Here is a 17,137-nt window from a genome sequence, read left to right on the forward strand (position 1 = left end):
AAGCAGCAGTAGCTTCGGTGAAATGATGTTCTGACAATCGAAAGGGAAGTGGCTAGCCATTGAGCTGCTAAACCTGGTGACAATGAGTAAGCGATAAAAATGGCTATCATGTGTTAACCTTAGATAGCCATTATGTGAGTCATAGTGGTTACGGTTTATTCGATTAGCTAGTTTTTAGTGCCCCAAAACCACCAGATAACCAGTGCAATTGCGAGCAAACCTAATAGATTAATTAGCATGCTGTGCCTCCTGTTGATGTACCGATAAAGTGCGTAGGCGGTTGGCGTTGCTTACTACGGTAATCGACGATAAGGACATCGCCACACCAGCAATGATCGGGCTAAGCAACATGCCGGTAAAGGGATAGAGTAGGCCAGCGGCAATTGGAATGCCCAAACTATTATAAATAAAGGCCCCCATAGGTTTTGCTTGATGTTTGTCAACGTGGCACGGCTGATCCGCATGCTGTCGGCGATGCCATGCAGCGAGCCACGCATTAAGGTGATGTCGGCGGTTTCAATCGCTACATCGGTGCCTTGGCCCATGGCAAAACTCACATCGGCAGCGGCAAGAGCAGGGGCGTCGTTAATTCCATCGCCTACCATGGCTACTCGATAACCCTGTTGCTGGTATTGTTTCAAATAAGACAATTTATCATCGGGCAATAACTCACCGTGGAATTCATCTAGCCCAGTTTGCTTGGCAATGGCTGCGGCAGTGGCCTGATTATCACCACTTAGCATCACCACTTTAATGCCTTGGGTTTGTAGGGCTTTAATGGCCTCGGCTGAATCCTCTTTAAGCGGGTCGCTGATGCTGAACTCGGCCATTAATTTACCGTCCACTGCAAAATACACTCGCGAACCGCTGACATCTAGTTGTTGCTCATTAGTGCTTAGCTCCACACCTTGTTGCTGCATCAGTTTGCTATTGCCCAACAACAAGTCTTGCTGTTGATAGCGAGCGCTAAGGCCTAAGCCACTTATGTTATTAAGCTCTGCAACATCGCGTGTGGGAATGTCGTCTAGTTGTTGCTCGACATAACTGACCATGGCGCTGGCCAAGGGATGGCTTGAGGCGCGCTCCATGGCATAAATTAAGGCCAGCAACGAAGTGGCATCGCCATGTAACTGACTCTGACTGACTTGGGGTTTGCCTTGAGTAATGGTGCCGGTTTTATCCAAAATAATTAGGTTGATCTGACTGGCATTTTGTAGCGCTTCACCGTTGCGAATTAAACCGCCGGCTTCGGCGGCCTTACCTACACCAATCATGGTAGAGATGGGAGTGGCTAAGCCCAGGGCACAAGGGCAGGCGATGATCAATACCGAACACGCGGCGATTAACATGTTTACCCCTAGCGGCTCTGGTCCAAAGTTATACCAAGCTAAAGCGGTGATGATCGCAATGATCATTACACTGGGAACAAACACTGCCGATACTTTATCGGCCAATTGGCTGATCGGTGGTTTGGAGTTTTGCGCACGGCTGACCAAGTCGACGATTTTGGCTAACAGCGTATCTTTACCGACTTTTTCTGCGCTAATTACTAGCGGCTGGTTGCCATTGATGGTGCCAGCAGAGACGTTTTGCCCTTCGGTTTTTTCAATCGGAATAGGCTCGCCACTTAACATCGACTCATCCACAGTACTGTTGCCCTTAAGCACTTTGCCATCCACCGGAATGCTGTCGCCGGGCCTCACTAGCAGTTGATCGCCAATCTTAAGCTCGCTAATTGCTACCACACTTGTATTGCCGTTTTGATCAAGGCGTTGCGCAGTATTGCTTTGCAAGTTCAGCAGCTGGTTGATGGCCGAAGAGGTTTTACCCCGTGCTTTTAGCTCTAAGGCTTTACCTAGGTTAATCAGACCGATGATCATCACGCTGGCTTCAAAATACAGATGCTGAGCGTTACTAGGAAATAGGCTGGGACTGATTACTACCGCCATGGAGTAAAGCCATGCCGCGCCAGTACCTAAGGCTATTAGGGTATCCATATTGGCTTGGCGGTGTTTGAGACTTTTCCAAGCACTGCTGAAAAATTGCTTACCGGAAACCCACATCACTAACAATATCACTAAACCGACAAACAACCACCAAGCCTGCTGGCCAGGGCTGCTAACACTCATGGCTCCGCCTGCTAAGCCGTAGCCCATTAATGGCACAGCGAGTAATAAACTCAGCCCGGTTTGCATCAGTTTGTGGCGATACTCTTGTTTATCGTCGCTGCTACGTTGTTGCTGGGCTTGTTGCTCGTCTTCAATTAAGCTGGCGCCGTAGCCTGCTTGCTCGATTTGATTAATTAGGCTGTCGGCTGATTCCTCGCCAAATACGCTGGCGGTGCGTTCGGCAAAGTTAATCTCTACTTTGGTTACTTTATCCAGCTTATGTAAGGCTTGTTCGATGGTATTTACGCAACTAGCACAGGTGACGCCGCTTAGGTTAAGTCGGGTAAGGGAGCTGTCTGAGCTAGGTGCATTTGTTGCTGCATCGTCTGCAGGGAGTGTTGAGACGCGTTGCTGTTGGCTTTGGGCGATGCCTCTGTTTCTACTTCTGCTTCTGCTTCCGCTGCAATTTCGGTTTCTGGCTGAGCTTCGGCTAAATAGTTTAACTCACTGAGGCGCTGCTCGATTTGGCTAGGCCATAAACGCGTACTTAGCTGCAAGGTTTGCTGCTGTATGTCTACGCTTAGTTCCGCTTCTGGATCGTCGCCCTGTATGGCTTGTTCAATTTTTTTACGCAATGCCCGCATTTTACGTTTTGTAGCGAATACTGATAAGCCTGCGCCGAGCGCTGCTGACTGCGGTAGCCAGTTTGTTCAATCAATTGATTAAACTCGGCAAAGTCCTCAAGCTGGTTAACAATGGCATGGCGCTTATCGTTACTGACTTGTAGCACGGCTTCAGGGTGTTGCTGTTGTAGCGCTTGGCTTAGTTTGGCGACACATTTGCCGCAGGATAAGCCTTCTAAGTCAACGACTAAGTTACTCATTGTGTTCCTCCTTAGCTGACCATGACTCAATCAAGGCGCAAATACTCTGTTCCGTGGGAAGCTTATCCGGGTGGCATTGCCACTGTTGATAAGTATCTTGCAGCATGGCCAACTGTTGTTGGGTTTTAAGCAAACGTTGTTCGGTTTGTTGGATCTTTTCTTGTAATAGATGGCGAACCGTAGGGCAGGGAGTATCACCTTCATTAGCCAAGGCCAATATGGCTTGCACTTCTTTTAAGCTAAAGCCGATTTCTCTGGCTTGATGAATAAAACGTAGGCGTTGCAGCGCTTGGCTATCGTAGTCTTTGTAGTTATTAGCAGGGTCACGGCTGGCGCTAATTAAGTTTAGGCGTGTGTAATAGCGCACCGTTTCGGCGGTGACACCGGCTAGTTTGGCTAATTCTGAGGTTTTCATCGTGTTACCCATAACAACTTCACTTAGCACTACTATAAAACCTATGTGTTACACACGGGTCAAGTGCAAATATGCATTTGCTGGATAAACAACACTCAGAAATATAACCACACAAACATTGGTACTTTTGCTACAAATCCTACATTGTGACGCGCTTTGTTCGTTGTATTTTTACGGTTTCTTTGCGACGAAAGATATTAATTCCTTTTAAAACAACAACCTATTTGTTTTGGTTGAATGTGGAACGGTATTCGCAGTAGTGATAGCGGGAACCGTTTTATCAAAGCTAAAAGGAAGAAATATTATGGCTATTCGTCAATGTGCAATTTACGGAAAAGGCGGTATTGGTAAATCTACCACTACTCAAAACCTAGTTGGTGCTCTAGCAGAAGCGGGCAAAAAAGTCATGATCATCGGTTGTGACCCTAAAGCTGACTCAACTCGTCTTATTTTACACGCGAAAGCTCAAAATACCATTATGGAAATGGCTGCTGAAGCGGGTTCTGTTGAAGACATCGAACTAGAAGATGTACTAAAAGTGGGTTACGGCGGTGTTCGTTGTGTTGAATCAGGCGGTCCAGAGCCAGGTGTTGGTTGTGCCGGTCGTGGTGTAATCACAGCGATTAACTTCCTAGAAGAAGAAGGCGCTTACGAAGAAGATTTAGACTTCGTATTCTACGACGTACTAGGTGACGTTGTGTGTGGTGGTTTCGCCATGCCTATTCGTGAAAACAAAGCTCAAGAAATCTACATCGTGGTATCTGGTGAAATGATGGCAATGTACGCTGCTAACAACATTTCTAAAGGTATTTGTAAATATGCTGCAACCGGTGGCGTACGTTTAGCGGGTCTAATCTGTAACTCACGTAAATGTGACCGCGAAGACGAGCTTATCGAAGCCCTAGCATCAAAAATCGGTACTCAAATGATTCACTTCGTACCTCGTGACAACGTAGTACAACAAGCTGAAATCCGTCGTATGACAGTAATCGAGTACAACCCTAAATGTAACCAAGCTGACGAATACCGCACTTTGGCTCAGAAAATCATTAACAACCAAATGTTCGTTATTCCTACTCCAGTAAGCATGGACGAGCTAGAAGAGTTGCTAATGGAATTCGGCATCATGGACGTTGAAGACGAATCCATCATCGGTAAAACAGCTGAAGAAGTTACCGCTTAATCACTGCTCAATAATGAGTAAATTGATGCTATAGGAGGCAGCAATGTCAAATAAACAAGCAGAGACTCAAGCGCTGATTGATGAGGTGCTAGAGGTCTACCCAGAGAAAGCCAAAAAAGACCGTCTTAAGCACCTTGGTGCAAACGACAGTGAAAAAGGCAGCTGTATTACCGCTAACCGTAAATCTTTACCTGGTGTGATGACCGCTCGTGGTTGTGCTTACGCCGGTTCTAAAGGGGTGGTATGGGACCTATCAAAGATATGGTTCACATCTCTCACGGTCCAGTAGGTTGTGGTCAATACTCACGTGCCGGTCGTCGTAACTACTACACTGGTTACACTGGTGTGAATAGCTTCGGTACCATGAACTTCACTTCTGACTTCCAAGAACGTGACATCGTATTTGGCGGCGACAAAAAACTAGCCACCATTATCGACGAAGTAGAAATGTTATTCCCATTAACCAAGGGTATTTCAGTTCAATCTGAATGTCCGGTTGGTCTAATCGGTGACGACATCGAAGCGGTATCTAAAACCAAAGGCAAAGAAATCGGTAAAACCATCGTGCCAGTACGTTGTGAAGGTTTCCGCGGTGTGAGCCAATCTTTAGGTCACCACATTGCTAACGATACCTTACGCGATTACGTGCTAGATAAGTCTGAAGATAAAGAAGTTGCCACAACTGATTACGACGTAGCCATTATTGGTGACTACAACATCGGTGGTGATGCTTGGTCTTCACGTATTCTTCTAGAAGAAATCGGCCTACGTGTTGTGGCTCAGTGGTCTGGTGACGGTACTTTACCTGAACTAGAAAACACCCCTAAAGTGAAAATGAACTTGGTTCACTGTTACCGTTCAATGAACTACATCTGTCGTCATATGGAAGAGAAATACGGGATTCCATGGATGGAGTACAACTTGTTTGGTCCAACCAAGTGTGAAGAGTCTTTACGCGCTATCGCTGCGAAATTTGACGAAAAAATTCAAGCTAAAGCTGAAGAAGTTATCGCCAAATACAAAGCCCAATGGCAAGCCGTGGTTGACAAATACCGTCCACGTTTAGAAGGCAAAAAAGTCATGTTGTATGTAGGTGGTTTACGCCCACGTCACGTGATCGGTGCCTACGAAGACTTAGGTATGGAAATTGTTGGTGCTGGTTATGAATTCGGTCACAACGACGATTACAGCAAAACGGTTCCTGAAGTGAAAGACGCCACCCTGATTTACGATGATGTGACCGGTTACGAGCTAGAAGCTTTTGCCGACAAACTTAAACCCGACCTAATTGGTGCTGGTGTTAAAGAAAAATACATCTTCCAAAAAATGGGTATTCCATTCCGTCAAATGCACAGCTGGGATTACTCAGGTCCTTACCACGGCTTCGATGGCTTCGCTATCTTCGCTCGCGACATGGACATGACTTTGAACAACCCATGCTGGGACAAATTGACTCCGCCATGGAAAAAAGCCAAAGCAGCTTAAGTGCTTGCAATATCAGGACGAGTGCATCAGCGCTTAATTGTTTAACTCAATTCGTTGTTCACAGATGAGTGGCGCGAAAGGAGAAAGAAAATGAGTCAACAAGTAGACGATATCAAACCTGGCTATCCCCTGTTTGAACAGCCAGAATACAAAGACATGATGGCACGCAAACGTGCCGATCATGAAGAAGGGGTGAGCGACGAGAAGGTCAAGGAAGTATTCGAGTGGACCACCACCGAAGAATACAAAGAGCTTAACTTCTCTCGTAAAACCTTAACCGTAGACCCAGCAAAAGCTTGCCAACCTTTAGGTTCAGTATTGTGTGCACTAGGTTTTGAAAAAACGCTACCTTATGTACACGGTTCGCAAGGTTGTGTGGCCTACTTCCGTACCTATTTCAACCGTCATTTTAAAGAGCCGGTAGCCTGTGTTTCTGACTCTATGACCGAAGACGCCGCTGTATTCGGTGGCCAAAAGAACATGTTCGATGGTTTGCAAAACTCTTTGGCTTTATACAAGCCAGAAGTGATTGCAGTTTCTACCACCTGTATGGCCGAAGTTATTGGTGATGACTTAAACGCCTTCATCAACAACGCAAAAGCTGAAGGCTACATTCCTAAGGAATTGCCAACACCTTTCGCTCATACGCCTAGTTTCGTAGGTAGCCATGTTACTGGCTGGGATGGCATGTTTGAAGGCTTCGCACGCTACTTCACCCTAAACAAGATGGAAGACAAAACTGTTGGCAGCAATGGCAAAATTAACTTTGTGCCTGGTTTTGAAACCTACCTTGGTAACTACCGTGTTATCCATAAAATGATGCAACAAATGGGGGTAGATTACTCGCTACTAAGTGACCCATCTGAAGTGTTAGATACGCCTGCCGACGGTGAATACCGTATGTACGCAGGTGGTACCACTATCGCTGAATTGGAAGATGCGCCTAACGCCATCACCACCGTACTACTACAACCTGATCAATTAGTGAAAACTAAGAAGTTTGTAGAAGGTACTTGGAAGCACGAAGTGCCTGCGTTGCAAATCCCAATGGGCCTAGATTGGACCGATGAATTCTTGGTGAAAATTGCTGAGTTAACTGGCAAAGAAATCCCAGAATCACTTGCGCTAGAGCGTGGTCGTTTGGTTGACATGATGACCGATTCACACACTTGGTTACACGGTGTGAGCTTCTCCATCTATGGCGACCCAGACTACCTAATGGGCTTAACCAAGTTCCTTCAAGAACTAGGCTGTGAAATCAAACACATCTTGTGTCACAACGGTGCTAAACGTTGGCGCAAGAAAATGGAAGCGCTATGTGCTGAAGCACCTTGTACTGCCAACGCTGAAATTCACGTAGGTAAAGACTTGTGGCACTTCCGTTCATTGGTATTCACCAATAAACCTGATTTCATGATTGGTAACTCTTACGCTAAGTTCATTCAACGTGATACCAAGGCCAAGGGTGCGGAGTTTGAAGTTCCATTAATTCGTTTGGGCTTCCCCATCTTCGACCGTCACCATCTACACCGCAACACCACTTTAGGTTATGAAGGCGGCATGTACATGTTGACCACCTTAGTGAATGAAGTGCTGGCTAAGCTTGATGAAGACACCAGCGAAATGGGTAAAACAGACTACGGTTTCGACCTAGTACGTTAATCCTCAAAAGTCTGGCTGGGAGCATGCTCCCAGCCAGTTTTTAGCCAGTGTTAAGGAGCAAGCATGCCCAATCTTATTATTAGTCGCGAAAGCTCAGGTGAGCTACAAGCCTACATCGCCAAGAAAGATTTAGAGTTAACTATCAATTCTTTAGAGTTTGATCAAGACGATCAATGGGGCGGTGAGTTAGAGCTAAGCGATGGCAGCCGTTTTTATATTGAACCGCAAAATGCCAAACCCAGCTTACCTAAAACCTTCCGTGCCAGAAGAGCCTAGCCCTCGCTAGAGCTCAATGCTTAGCGCGTATTTTGTTTAGAGGAGAGATCATGAACAAGCCTATGAGTGACACCCTAGCATTAAGGCTAGCGGTAGCCGCCAAAGCCGTACCCGATATTGAATTGAAACAGTTTATTCAGTTACTGATTACGCATTGTGGTGAGCCGCTAACAGAGAAAAAACTACGCGCGATTAGCCCTAAAAAGTTGCGTGAGCTATTTGCGCAAACCGCCTTACAGCTTGAACGTAGCCAGCTTAATCAAGTGCACGCCATTTTGGGCGCCGACGAAATTAGCCCCATGGAAGCACCTAGCATACCAGCGCCAAAACAACTAAGCGGCCCAGTGGTGCAGTTAGCGGTAAGTTCAAATAACTTAGAGCGTATCGACGGGCATTTCGGCTCTTGTCTGCGTTTCTTAATTTATCAAGTCAGCGCCAGCGGTTATCAGCTGGTGGATGTTCGCCCGGTGGTAGAAAATCTTACCGGCGATGCGCGCACCACCTACTTAATTGATTTAATCGGTGATTGCCAGTTACTTGCTACTCTATCTATTGGTGGCCCGGCTGCGGCGCGAGTCAGTCGTGCTGATATTCTGCCGCTTAAACAACTGACTCCTCAGCCTAGCCAAAGCATATTACAACGCTTGCAAATGGTCATGGATCAGCCGCCACGCTGGTTGGCGCGTTTGTTGGAAAGACAAGGGCAGGAGGCTGCTTTATGTGTGGAGTAGGTGAAACTGAAGTTAAAACTTGCACCTGTAAGGGTGAAGATAAACCACATCAGCCTAAGCACGGTGATTGTGGCTGCCATAGCGGCGAGGCTGAAGCCAAAACTTGCACCTGTAAGGGCGAGGATAAGCCGCATCAGCCGGAGCATGGCGATTGTGGCTGTCATAGTTCTAGTCACAGTGCTAAGCAATGTGGCTGTAAAGATGAGCACAATGAGCAGCCGCTAAACCAGTCGAAGCTGGACAAACTGGTCTCTCGTATAGCTGACAAAGCCGATTACCAAAAGGGCTTGGCCTGCTTTAAAAAACATCATCCTGATATTCGAGTGATTGAATGTAGCGAAGACGACATGGCCGAGCGTGAACCCTTTCTTGCAGCCAGTTACTTCGACATTTATCTAATGGCCAATGGCACCAGTTGCGCGCGCTTAACCAATAGCTTGGATCTAGCTATTGGGCTAGTGATTGCTTTGCACGAAGAAGACTAAATAACTTATCGATTCGATGAAGCATTTGCCCAGCCGACAGGGTGGGTAAATATCGTTTTAAGAGAACTATCATGTCAGACTTAAACAGTGACCGCTATGTGTCCTTTTGCAATATAGATTGCGACCAAAATGCCGACCGCTTAATTGAGATGCTCGATCACCATATTGCCGCCGGTAATGGCAGTGAGCAATGGCAGCAGTACTTTATTGGCAAACGTGCCGAACAAAAAAAGATGCAGCGCGACAACCTCAATTTTGTTGGCAGCCAAACCAACCCGCTGTATGAATATTTTGAAGACTGTGACGACCAAACCGCTAGCGACTTGCTCTATCAAATAGAACAAGAATGTTGCTAGTAGCCTTAGCATTAGCACAGTAAAAAGCAGCTTGTTAGCTGCTTTTTTTGTGGCTGGGAGTGGGGCTTAGCGGCTTAAGCCTACGGGTGTTGCGAGTGATGTTGTTGGTTTTATTGGTTTTTTGTGGCTTGGTCTAGGTTAAGTGTTGGGGAAAGATGTTAGTGTGTGGCGATTTTAGAATGGGTGTCTGATTTAATTGACTTCGTTAAGTCTAGTGGAAATAAAATCGTTCCTTACGTTCAATTTGATAGCAGAGGTCCTAATATGAACTTCCTATGGGTTCACCGGTGGTGAAAGTGAATAGTTTTATTATAACGTTAGTTGCGACTTTATTTTATCTTCCTTTTTTTAGCAATGGTGGGGAGATTGAGAAAGAGAGTTGTGAAGATAAAGTTTCTCTTTACAATAAGGTGATATTTGAAAATTTGAGTGATGATATATCTTTCTATGACTCTATGTACGACGCTTCAAGAATTAGCCATATCAATCGAGATGAGTTTTTCTTATCCAACACTCTGGAAGAGTTAAAGATATATGAAGAGCTAACTGATGAGTTGGAATTGACTTCCTTGGTTGCAATTTACTCTATTATCATCGCTAAAGGCAGTAAAGATCAGGAAGAGGCCCGAGTTAATCTCTGGAAGCTCTTGCTCCATGTTGATAATGATATATTTAATACAAGAACTCCAAATATGAATTTGAGTTTTATCGAAATAGCAGCTGTTCTAAAAAGAAAGAGGTTTTTCGATTTGCAGAAGGGCAATGAAAGCTTGGAAGAACATGTCAACACTCTAAATTGCTATCTTAACTACAATTAGATGATTAATTATATAAGACATATATGGACGCCCCGTGTTTTGCAACTCCTGATTGAAGATCGGTTCGCTGACATATATCCGGCGTCTTTAAGTAGGGCGATTCATTAATGCGCCCTGCGCCATGATGAGATCCGAACCCGACCGCCTTTACACCCATACGGCATAAAATGCCTCGTCTCATTCCCAGGCTCTTGCCGGGACGGATAACCGTTTTTCCATCAAGGTTTGCAAACTCTAGGGTGACGTTTATATCTCTTTTTTCTGCCTAATCAGTTGATTAAACAGTTCTGTTACTCTTTTTTCTCTGTATTCATGCCGTTTTAAAGGCCCGGCTTAACTGAAACTCTTGATCTCCGCTTATGAGCCGCCAGGCGATCCTGCCGAGTTTATTTGCCAGTGCCACAATCGCCTTAACTTTTCCTCGTCGAGCAACCAGTCTGTTAAGCCAACGCCTCATTGCATCCTGACGCTTAGCTGCAAACCGTAGCACTGCTCTGGCACCATGAATCAACAATGTTCGCAGTTCTCTGTTGCCGTTTTTGGTCATGCCCATCAATGTAGCCTTCCCTCCGCTACTGTGCTGGCGGGGAACCAAACAAAACCGCACCACGCAGAAAATTGCCGCCCATTGGTAAACTGTTCACCCGTTCCTAGTTCGCTGAGTACACTGGCGGTGACAATGGGACCAAAGCCGGGAATTTTTAGCAAAGCTTGATAGCGAGGATGATGCTTTGCCAAGCGTGTTAACTCATCAGTTAACGAGTCGATATCACGGGAGATTATCTTAATGTCATCATACAGCCCTTGCAGCAGGCCGCGTATTACTGTTGATAAGCCGTTATCGGCATCTTCCAATGTGGCGGGCAGCTGCTCCTGCAGTGTTTTTAATCCTTTTGGGAAAATCACGCCGTATTCTGCCGCTAAGGCTCGAACCTGATTCACCGTTGCTGTACGGCGCACAACCAAGGTACTGCGTACAGTGCGAAGCGCCTTGATATCCCGCTGCTCCCGCGTCTTGATTGGCACAGCATGAATATTGGGACGAAAAGCAGCTTCGCAGATAGCTAGCGCATCATTAGCATCATTTTTTTGTCTACGCGCCATCGGTTTACATGCTGAGCCGGAAGCAGTTTGACCTGATATCCCATATTTTGAATGGTTCCCCCCAATAATTGGATGAAAGACAAGCTTCCATTGCAATCAGCGTATTGGGAGGGAATTGACGAACTTCATGCAGCAGTTTATCTCTGGAGACTTTTCTGTTTTTAATGACAGAGTTATCGTCACCAAGCACACATATTTGAAAAACATTTTTTGCTAAATCAATGCCAACAACTTTAATATTCATGATGGACGCTCCTTTGTTAACTAAGGCTTTGCACCTTTAGTTTGGCGCATTTGACGCCGTAAGAGGGGCGTCCATCACATCACCCATAATTATGTCTCAGTAAAAAGCAGCTTATTAGCTGCTTTTTTTGTGGGTGAGAGTTGGGGGTAGGTGCTAAAGCCGACAGCGTGTTGTGAGTGATGTTATTGGTTTTATTGGTTTTTTGTGGCTTGGTCTAGGTTAAGCGTTGGGAAAAGGTGTTAGTGTGTGGCGTTTTTAGAATGGGTGTCTGATTTATTTAACGTGATTTATTTAACGGAAAATTTATCAGGTTTCCCGAGAAATGAGCTGTTAAATTGTGACAATTTAAATAAACGGAGGAGCTTTACGTGTTACAAAAATTTAGGGTTATTGTTTTTTTCGCTGTTTTACTTGGTCTCACAGGATGTGCTGGCCTTGGAAATATGAAGGAGGTGGAGTTCCAAGCCGAGGCAAAGCCAGATGTAGCTATGGTAAATATTGTTCGAAGAGCCGTTTTTTTGGGCGATGGGGCAAAGGTAGAAGCTTGGGATGGAGATGAATTTATCGGAACTCTTAGTGCTGGAAAACTACTGCAATATGAGGCCAAGCCTGGAATACATACTTTCATGGTCTATATTCAAGGGGCTTGGGGAGTAGCAAAAGGAGATCTTAAACCGGGAAAAACATATTACCTAAAATTTAATATGTCCGGCTGGGGACCAATAAGTCTCGGAGTTGCCGAGTCTACTGACCCAAGAATACCAGAATGGAATACAATGAGTACAGTTTCCATCGATAAATCATCCCCTAAAGATGTTCCTGAACAATATGTTCTCAAAGCGAAAAAAGTTTTGCAAAGAGTTGAGAGCGGCAGCGCAAATGTCACTCCAATTACGGATCGTAATGCGCTGTAAATTAATCTAGCTATAAAAATTTAACAAGGCAACCAAGCGGAACTACGATCCGTCCGCTTATTGCGGCGTCATGTATCACATGAGAACTTATGGAATTAGCCAACTTTAAAGACGATTTCTGGCAGCTTCGAAACGGAGAAGCATGCCATAGAGATCATCCTGATACTTTTTGGATTCCTTCCTTAAACGATGGGAAAGCCCTGAAAGTTGGGGATGCTGCTAAAGTAATTTTGGAAATCGAGTGTGAAGATGAAGCTGGTGAAATTCACATTGAATCTGAGCGAGGGTACTTAATCGTATCTGAAATTGTCGGCGATAAGTTTATCGGCATACTGGATTTCCAACCTTGTTGCATTGAACCGAATGATGAAAATGTATATCTGGGGCTTGGTGTGGAAATTCCTTTTGGCCTAGAACATATCATCGATATAGATCGACCACCGCAAGACTATATTGATTGGCAATTAGGCCAAAAGCCAGAGAAAGTCTGGTATCGTCGGTGATAGATAAATTATATGATAATTATATGAGACACTCATAGTTATGTCTCAGTAAAAAGCAGCTTGTTAGCTGCTTTTTTTGTGGGTGAGAGTAGGGCCTAGGCACTAAAGCCTACGGCGTGTTGCGAGTGATGTTGTTGGTTTTATTGGTTTTTTGAGGCGTGGTCTAGGTTAAGTGTTGGTGAAAGTGCTATTGTGTGGCGTTTTTGTTACGGGTGTCTAATTTAATTATTTTTGGTGAGAAGAGTATACCAGTTTAAGCAGTGGTCTCCTCTTCTATATATTTTTATTAATGTTTGGTTTCTGTTTGTAAGATGTTTTTATTTATTAGTTTCAGGGTGGTAAAAATAGGAGCGTCCCGCTAGCCAGTCATTGCAGTTTTTGCAGGGTTCAAAATCAAAATCGTTATTCCAATGTTTTTGTCTTCTCGTAGCTATTTTATTGTCCCATGTTTCTTTAATACTACTATTCATCAAACTTCCTGGGCTATATTTTCCTTCATAATCTGCGTCACATTGTGAAAAGGTACCATCCCAATGTATCGAAACAGTTCTGGTTAACCAAGCACATGGAAAGCGGGTTATTTCTGTTCGTACTTGTTCTAAATTATCTGCTTTAACGGCATCTCCCCAGCCTAATTTAGGTCTTACCTTTACAATTGCTCCTTTAGATAACCAAAATCTTTTAAACTCTTCAACTTCATGTTCATTTTCTTCCATCACAATGAACTGACAAACAATTTTTGTTTTAACTATTGATGATTGTTTTTTGTATTCCAGTACTGTTGAAACATTTTCTACTACTTTGTTAAAGTCTCCTCTTACTCTAATTTTGTTATAAGAGTCTTCAGATGTCCCATCTATACTTACGATTATGTTATCTACTCCGGCATCTAGAGTGTCTTTTCCTAATTTTTCATCTAAATAAATGGCGTTTGTATTTAGATTTACTTGAATGTTTTTGCTTTTGGCATATTTTATCATTTTTATTAGCTTGTTACCTAAAAGCAGAGGTTCGCCCATAATGGCTAACCAAATTCTTGTTTTAGGACTAATTTCAGAAATTTCATCTACTATTTTTTTGAAAACAGAAAACTCCATATTCCCTTTGGGTCGTTTTAAGCTGGGGTAAGGACACATAATACATCTTAAATTGCAATAATTTGTCACCTCTACAATGACGTCAACTGGAAAATCATGCTCTTTTAGCGTTTTTTTTACATCTTCTAAATTAGGCTCTATCATAATCTACCTTTTGGCTTTTCTAATTTTTAATTAATCTTTAATCTTAGCAAAACATTTGCTGGATTAAATTTTAATGCAAAAAGTTTAAACGTTGTAAAGTTACAAGTTCAATCTTAATTGGGTGCGTTAAATAAAGAATAGTGTCAGCACTGGTAATGCATAAAGTTGCTATAGTTAAGACTAAAAATTAGAGTGTCATTTTTTCTTCATTAACTTACCTCATTGCCAATTTTAAACTTTATCCTTCGGTGTCACCTGTACAGAGATCAATGATTTGGAGCAAAATTATATAAGACACCGGCCTTGTTGATCAATTCAGTGCAACGAACGCAGTAACCTCAAGGCGTTTTCCTCTTTATTCAGCTAGCTGACGAGCAGGCATACCTAGCCTGCTCATTTTGTTCAACGCGCACACTCCGGCCATGATTTCGCCGACTTGGGCGTTGTAACAACGTAGACTCAACTTGTCGCTAAGCAGTTGTTTGAAACGATACATCGCCGTCTCCGATAGTGAACGAAGATGGTAAGCATTGTCCCGTTTCCAGTTTTCCAACTCACCTTGCTTCAAGGCTTTTACTGCAACGTTCCGTGGGTGACCCGCTTCCCACATACCTGCATTCTTGCGTGGAGGGATTAGTGCAACAGCCTTCTTACGTTGTACTTCTTGATAGCTCTGCCGTGTGTCATAGGCACCATCAGCGCTTACTGCTTTCACTTTGCGCCGCAGCGGTCTCAACAAGGTGGGTAACACTTCACTATCGTGAACCCAGTCCATCGAGACCTCAGCACTCACTATCTGATGGCTCTGGGCATCTACTGCCATATGCAGTTTTCGCCAGACTCGACGCTTTTCAGCGCCGTGTTTACGCACCTTCCACTCTCCTTCGCCAAACACCTTAAGACCTGTAGCATCGATAACGAGGTGAGCCGCTTGACCTTGGCTAGGTAGGCGATAGTTGACTTCAACAGTCTTTGCTCGCTTGCTTATACAACTGTAATCGGGAGATTTTAAGTCGACCTTGAGCAGGCGAAACAATGAGTTGATGAAGCCTTCAAGAGCACGCAGTGGTAACTTGAATACGCCTTTAATCATCAGCGCAGTTGCGATAGCGGTGTCACTGTAAGTATGGCTGCGCCCTCGACGACCACTGCGCTCAGTGTTATTCCATAGTTCTATGGCTTTCTCATCCATCCAGAAGGTCAATGAGCCGCGTTGCTTCAGTGCACTGTTGTACAGCTTCCAGTTGGTGATGTTGCCTTTCGCTTTACCCATGTTTGGTGACCCGACAGATATAGATACAGATCAGATCCGCGACTGCTGAGTTAGTTCAATCTGATTTAGGAAACAACGCCTAAGACACCTAAAATTGTACAATTAACTGAAACACCCATAATCATGGCGAAATATTCGCCACTGCTCTAGGCTTAAGCTAATTTTTCGCGTGGAGTTTTTGTTATGCCTCAACCTCGAAAATCGCAAGTGAGTTTGGATGATACGCCTTATTACCATTGTGTTTCCCGCTGTGTTCGTCGGGCTTGAAGATAAGCAAACAGGCAAGAGTTATGAACACCGCCGCCAGTGGGTAGAAGACTACCTATTAAAATTGGCAGAAGTGTTTGCTATTGATGTCTGTGCTTATGCAGTGATGAGCAACCACACGCATATCGTATGGCCTTGTTGATCAATTCAGAGCCAAGAATGCAGTAACCCCAAGGCGTTTTCCTCTTTATTCAGCTAGCTGACGAGCAGGCATACCTAGCCTGCTCATTTTGTTCAACGCGCACACTCCGGCCATGATTTCACCGACTTGGGCGTTGTAACAACGTAGACTCAACTTGTCGCTAAGCAGTTGTTTGAAACGATACATCGCCGTCTCCGATAGTGAACGAAGATGGTAAGCATTGTCCCGTTTCCAGTTTTCCAACTCACCTTGCTTCAAGGCTTTTACTGCAACGTTCCGTGGGTGACTCGCTTCCCACATACCTGCATTCTTGCGTGGAGGGATTAGTGCAACAGCCTTCTTACGTTGTACTTCTTGATAGCTCTGCCGTGTGTCATAGGCACCATCAGCGCTTACTGCTTTCACTTTGCGCCGCAGCGGTCTCAACAAGGTGGGTAACACTTCACTATCGTGAACCCAGTCCATCGAGACCTCAGCACTCACTATCTGATGGCTCTGGGCATCTACTGCCATATGCAGTTTTCGCCAGACTCGACGCTTTTCAGCGCCGTGTTTACGCACCTTCCACTCTCCTTCGCCAAACACCTTAAGACCTGTAGCATCGATAACGAGGTGAGCCGCTTGACCTTGGCTAGGTAGGCGATAGTTGACTTCAACAGTCTTTGCTCGCTTACTTATACAACTGTAATCGGGAGATTTTAAGTCGACCTTGAGCAGGCGAAACAATGAGTTGATGAAGCCTTCAAGAGCACGCAGTGGTAACTTGAATACGCCTTTAATCATCAGCGCAGTTGCGATAGCGGTGTCACTGTAAGTATGGCTGCGCCCTCGACGACCACTGCGCTCAGTGTTATTCCATAGTTCTATGGCTTTCTCATCCATCCAGAAGGTCAATGAGCCGCGTTGCTTCAGTGCACTGTTGTACAGCTTCCAGTTGGTGATGTTGCCTTTCGCTTTACCCATGTTTGGTGACCCGACAGATACAGATCAGATCCGCGACTGCTGAGTTAGTTCAATCTGATTTAGGAAACAACGCCATATCGTATT

The 17,137-nt window shown here is 44.7% G+C and carries 18 protein-coding genes and 3 pseudogenes; 12 read left to right on the plus strand and 9 right to left on the minus strand.

Annotated features, from left to right (window positions below; genetic code table 11):
- Positions 1 to 293: 293 nt before the first annotated feature.
- The 5 genes and pseudogenes from AR383_RS01700 to AR383_RS01705 form a co-directional block, all read right to left on the minus strand.
- Positions 294 to 2,129: a copper-translocating P-type ATPase gene (locus AR383_RS01700; protein ID WP_232304775.1), complete on the minus strand. Its 1,836-nt coding sequence runs from the start codon at positions 2,127 to 2,129 to the stop codon at positions 294 to 296.
- A gap of 207 nt (positions 2,130 to 2,336) precedes the next feature.
- A pseudogene (locus tag AR383_RS21885) lies at positions 2,337 to 2,405 on the minus strand (hypothetical protein); the annotation flags it as partial.
- 32 nt (positions 2,406 to 2,437) lie between these two features.
- Positions 2,438 to 2,743, minus strand: coding sequence for a hypothetical protein (locus tag AR383_RS21150; RefSeq protein ID WP_157051622.1), 306 nt, complete (start codon positions 2,741 to 2,743; stop codon positions 2,438 to 2,440).
- Positions 2,689 to 2,991, minus strand: coding sequence for a copper-exporting P-type ATPase CopA (locus tag AR383_RS21155; protein ID WP_083481462.1), 303 nt, complete (start codon positions 2,989 to 2,991; stop codon positions 2,689 to 2,691). The genes AR383_RS21150 and AR383_RS21155 overlap by 55 nt, the downstream gene beginning before the upstream one ends.
- Positions 2,984 to 3,406: a MerR family transcriptional regulator gene (locus tag AR383_RS01705; RefSeq protein WP_055731566.1), complete on the minus strand. Its 423-nt coding sequence runs from the start codon at positions 3,404 to 3,406 to the stop codon at positions 2,984 to 2,986. Before AR383_RS01705 ends, AR383_RS21155 begins: the two co-directional genes overlap by 8 nt.
- Before the next feature lie 304 nt (positions 3,407 to 3,710).
- Between AR383_RS01705 and nifH the strand changes: the two genes are divergently transcribed.
- The 9 genes from nifH (at position 3,711) to AR383_RS01745 (ending at position 10,402) form a co-directional block, all read left to right on the plus strand.
- The gene (nifH, locus tag AR383_RS01710) at positions 3,711 to 4,589 is read left to right on the plus strand and encodes a nitrogenase iron protein (RefSeq protein WP_055731567.1); all 879 of its coding nucleotides are present in this window, start codon (positions 3,711 to 3,713) and stop codon (positions 4,587 to 4,589) included.
- A 43-nt stretch (positions 4,590 to 4,632) separates the two neighbouring features.
- The gene (locus tag AR383_RS21655; protein WP_198150200.1) at positions 4,633 to 4,878 is read left to right on the plus strand and encodes a hypothetical protein; all 246 of its coding nucleotides are present in this window, start codon (positions 4,633 to 4,635) and stop codon (positions 4,876 to 4,878) included.
- A complete protein-coding gene (gene nifD, locus AR383_RS01715; RefSeq protein WP_198150201.1) occupies positions 4,833 to 6,074 on the plus strand; it encodes a nitrogenase molybdenum-iron protein alpha chain in 1,242 nt (413 codons plus the stop codon). The genes AR383_RS21655 and nifD overlap by 46 nt, the downstream gene beginning before the upstream one ends.
- 90 nt (positions 6,075 to 6,164) lie before the next feature.
- Entirely contained in the window at positions 6,165 to 7,736 is a 1,572-nt protein-coding gene (gene nifK, locus AR383_RS01720; protein WP_055731568.1) for a nitrogenase molybdenum-iron protein subunit beta, read from the plus strand.
- A gap of 63 nt (positions 7,737 to 7,799) precedes the next feature.
- Positions 7,800 to 8,012 (plus strand): putative nitrogen fixation protein NifT, encoded by a 213-nt coding sequence (gene nifT / locus AR383_RS01725; protein ID WP_055731569.1) that lies wholly within the window; start codon positions 7,800 to 7,802, stop codon positions 8,010 to 8,012.
- 50 nt (positions 8,013 to 8,062) lie between these two features.
- Complete coding sequence (locus AR383_RS01730; protein WP_055731570.1) at positions 8,063 to 8,743, plus strand: NifB/NifX family molybdenum-iron cluster-binding protein; 681 nt, start codon at positions 8,063 to 8,065, stop codon at positions 8,741 to 8,743.
- Entirely contained in the window at positions 8,731 to 9,228 is a 498-nt protein-coding gene (locus AR383_RS01735; protein WP_055731571.1) for a DUF6129 family protein, read from the plus strand. Before AR383_RS01730 ends, AR383_RS01735 begins: the two co-directional genes overlap by 13 nt.
- A 71-nt stretch (positions 9,229 to 9,299) precedes the next feature.
- A complete protein-coding gene (cowN, locus tag AR383_RS01740; protein ID WP_055731572.1) occupies positions 9,300 to 9,584 on the plus strand; it encodes a N(2)-fixation sustaining protein CowN in 285 nt (94 codons plus the stop codon).
- A gap of 275 nt (positions 9,585 to 9,859) precedes the next feature.
- Positions 9,860 to 10,402 (plus strand): hypothetical protein, encoded by a 543-nt coding sequence (locus AR383_RS01745; RefSeq protein ID WP_055731573.1) that lies wholly within the window; start codon positions 9,860 to 9,862, stop codon positions 10,400 to 10,402.
- A gap of 310 nt (positions 10,403 to 10,712) precedes the next feature.
- Here the strand turns inward: AR383_RS01745 and AR383_RS01750 are convergent.
- Positions 10,713 to 11,750, minus strand: a pseudogene (locus tag AR383_RS01750) (IS110 family RNA-guided transposase).
- A gap of 368 nt (positions 11,751 to 12,118) precedes the next feature.
- Here AR383_RS01750 and AR383_RS01755 point away from each other — a divergent pair.
- A complete protein-coding gene (locus tag AR383_RS01755) occupies positions 12,119 to 12,664 on the plus strand; it encodes a hypothetical protein (protein ID WP_055731574.1) in 546 nt (181 codons plus the stop codon).
- Positions 12,665 to 12,753: 89 nt separating this feature from the next.
- The gene (locus AR383_RS01760; RefSeq protein WP_055731575.1) at positions 12,754 to 13,167 is read left to right on the plus strand and encodes a hypothetical protein; all 414 of its coding nucleotides are present in this window, start codon (positions 12,754 to 12,756) and stop codon (positions 13,165 to 13,167) included.
- A gap of 317 nt (positions 13,168 to 13,484) precedes the next feature.
- Here AR383_RS01760 and AR383_RS01765 read toward each other — a convergent pair whose 3' ends face one another.
- Both AR383_RS01765 and AR383_RS01770 read right to left on the minus strand, forming a co-directional pair.
- Entirely contained in the window at positions 13,485 to 14,408 is a 924-nt protein-coding gene (locus tag AR383_RS01765) for a radical SAM/SPASM domain-containing protein (protein ID WP_055731576.1), read from the minus strand.
- Between the two features lie 355 nt (positions 14,409 to 14,763).
- The gene (locus tag AR383_RS01770; RefSeq protein ID WP_055731577.1) at positions 14,764 to 15,681 is read right to left on the minus strand and encodes an IS5 family transposase; all 918 of its coding nucleotides are present in this window, start codon (positions 15,679 to 15,681) and stop codon (positions 14,764 to 14,766) included.
- A gap of 183 nt (positions 15,682 to 15,864) precedes the next feature.
- Between AR383_RS01770 and AR383_RS01775 the strand changes: the two are divergent.
- A pseudogene (locus tag AR383_RS01775) lies at positions 15,865 to 16,078 on the plus strand (transposase); the annotation flags it as partial.
- Between the two features lie 57 nt (positions 16,079 to 16,135).
- Here the strand turns inward: AR383_RS01775 and AR383_RS01780 are convergent.
- Positions 16,136 to 17,053 (minus strand): IS5 family transposase, encoded by a 918-nt coding sequence (locus AR383_RS01780; protein WP_055731579.1) that lies wholly within the window; start codon positions 17,051 to 17,053, stop codon positions 16,136 to 16,138.
- Positions 17,054 to 17,137 lie beyond the last annotated feature (84 nt).

Source organism: Agarivorans gilvus, assembly GCF_001420915.1.
In the GTDB taxonomy this organism is placed as follows: domain Bacteria; phylum Pseudomonadota; class Gammaproteobacteria; order Enterobacterales; family Celerinatantimonadaceae; genus Agarivorans; species Agarivorans gilvus.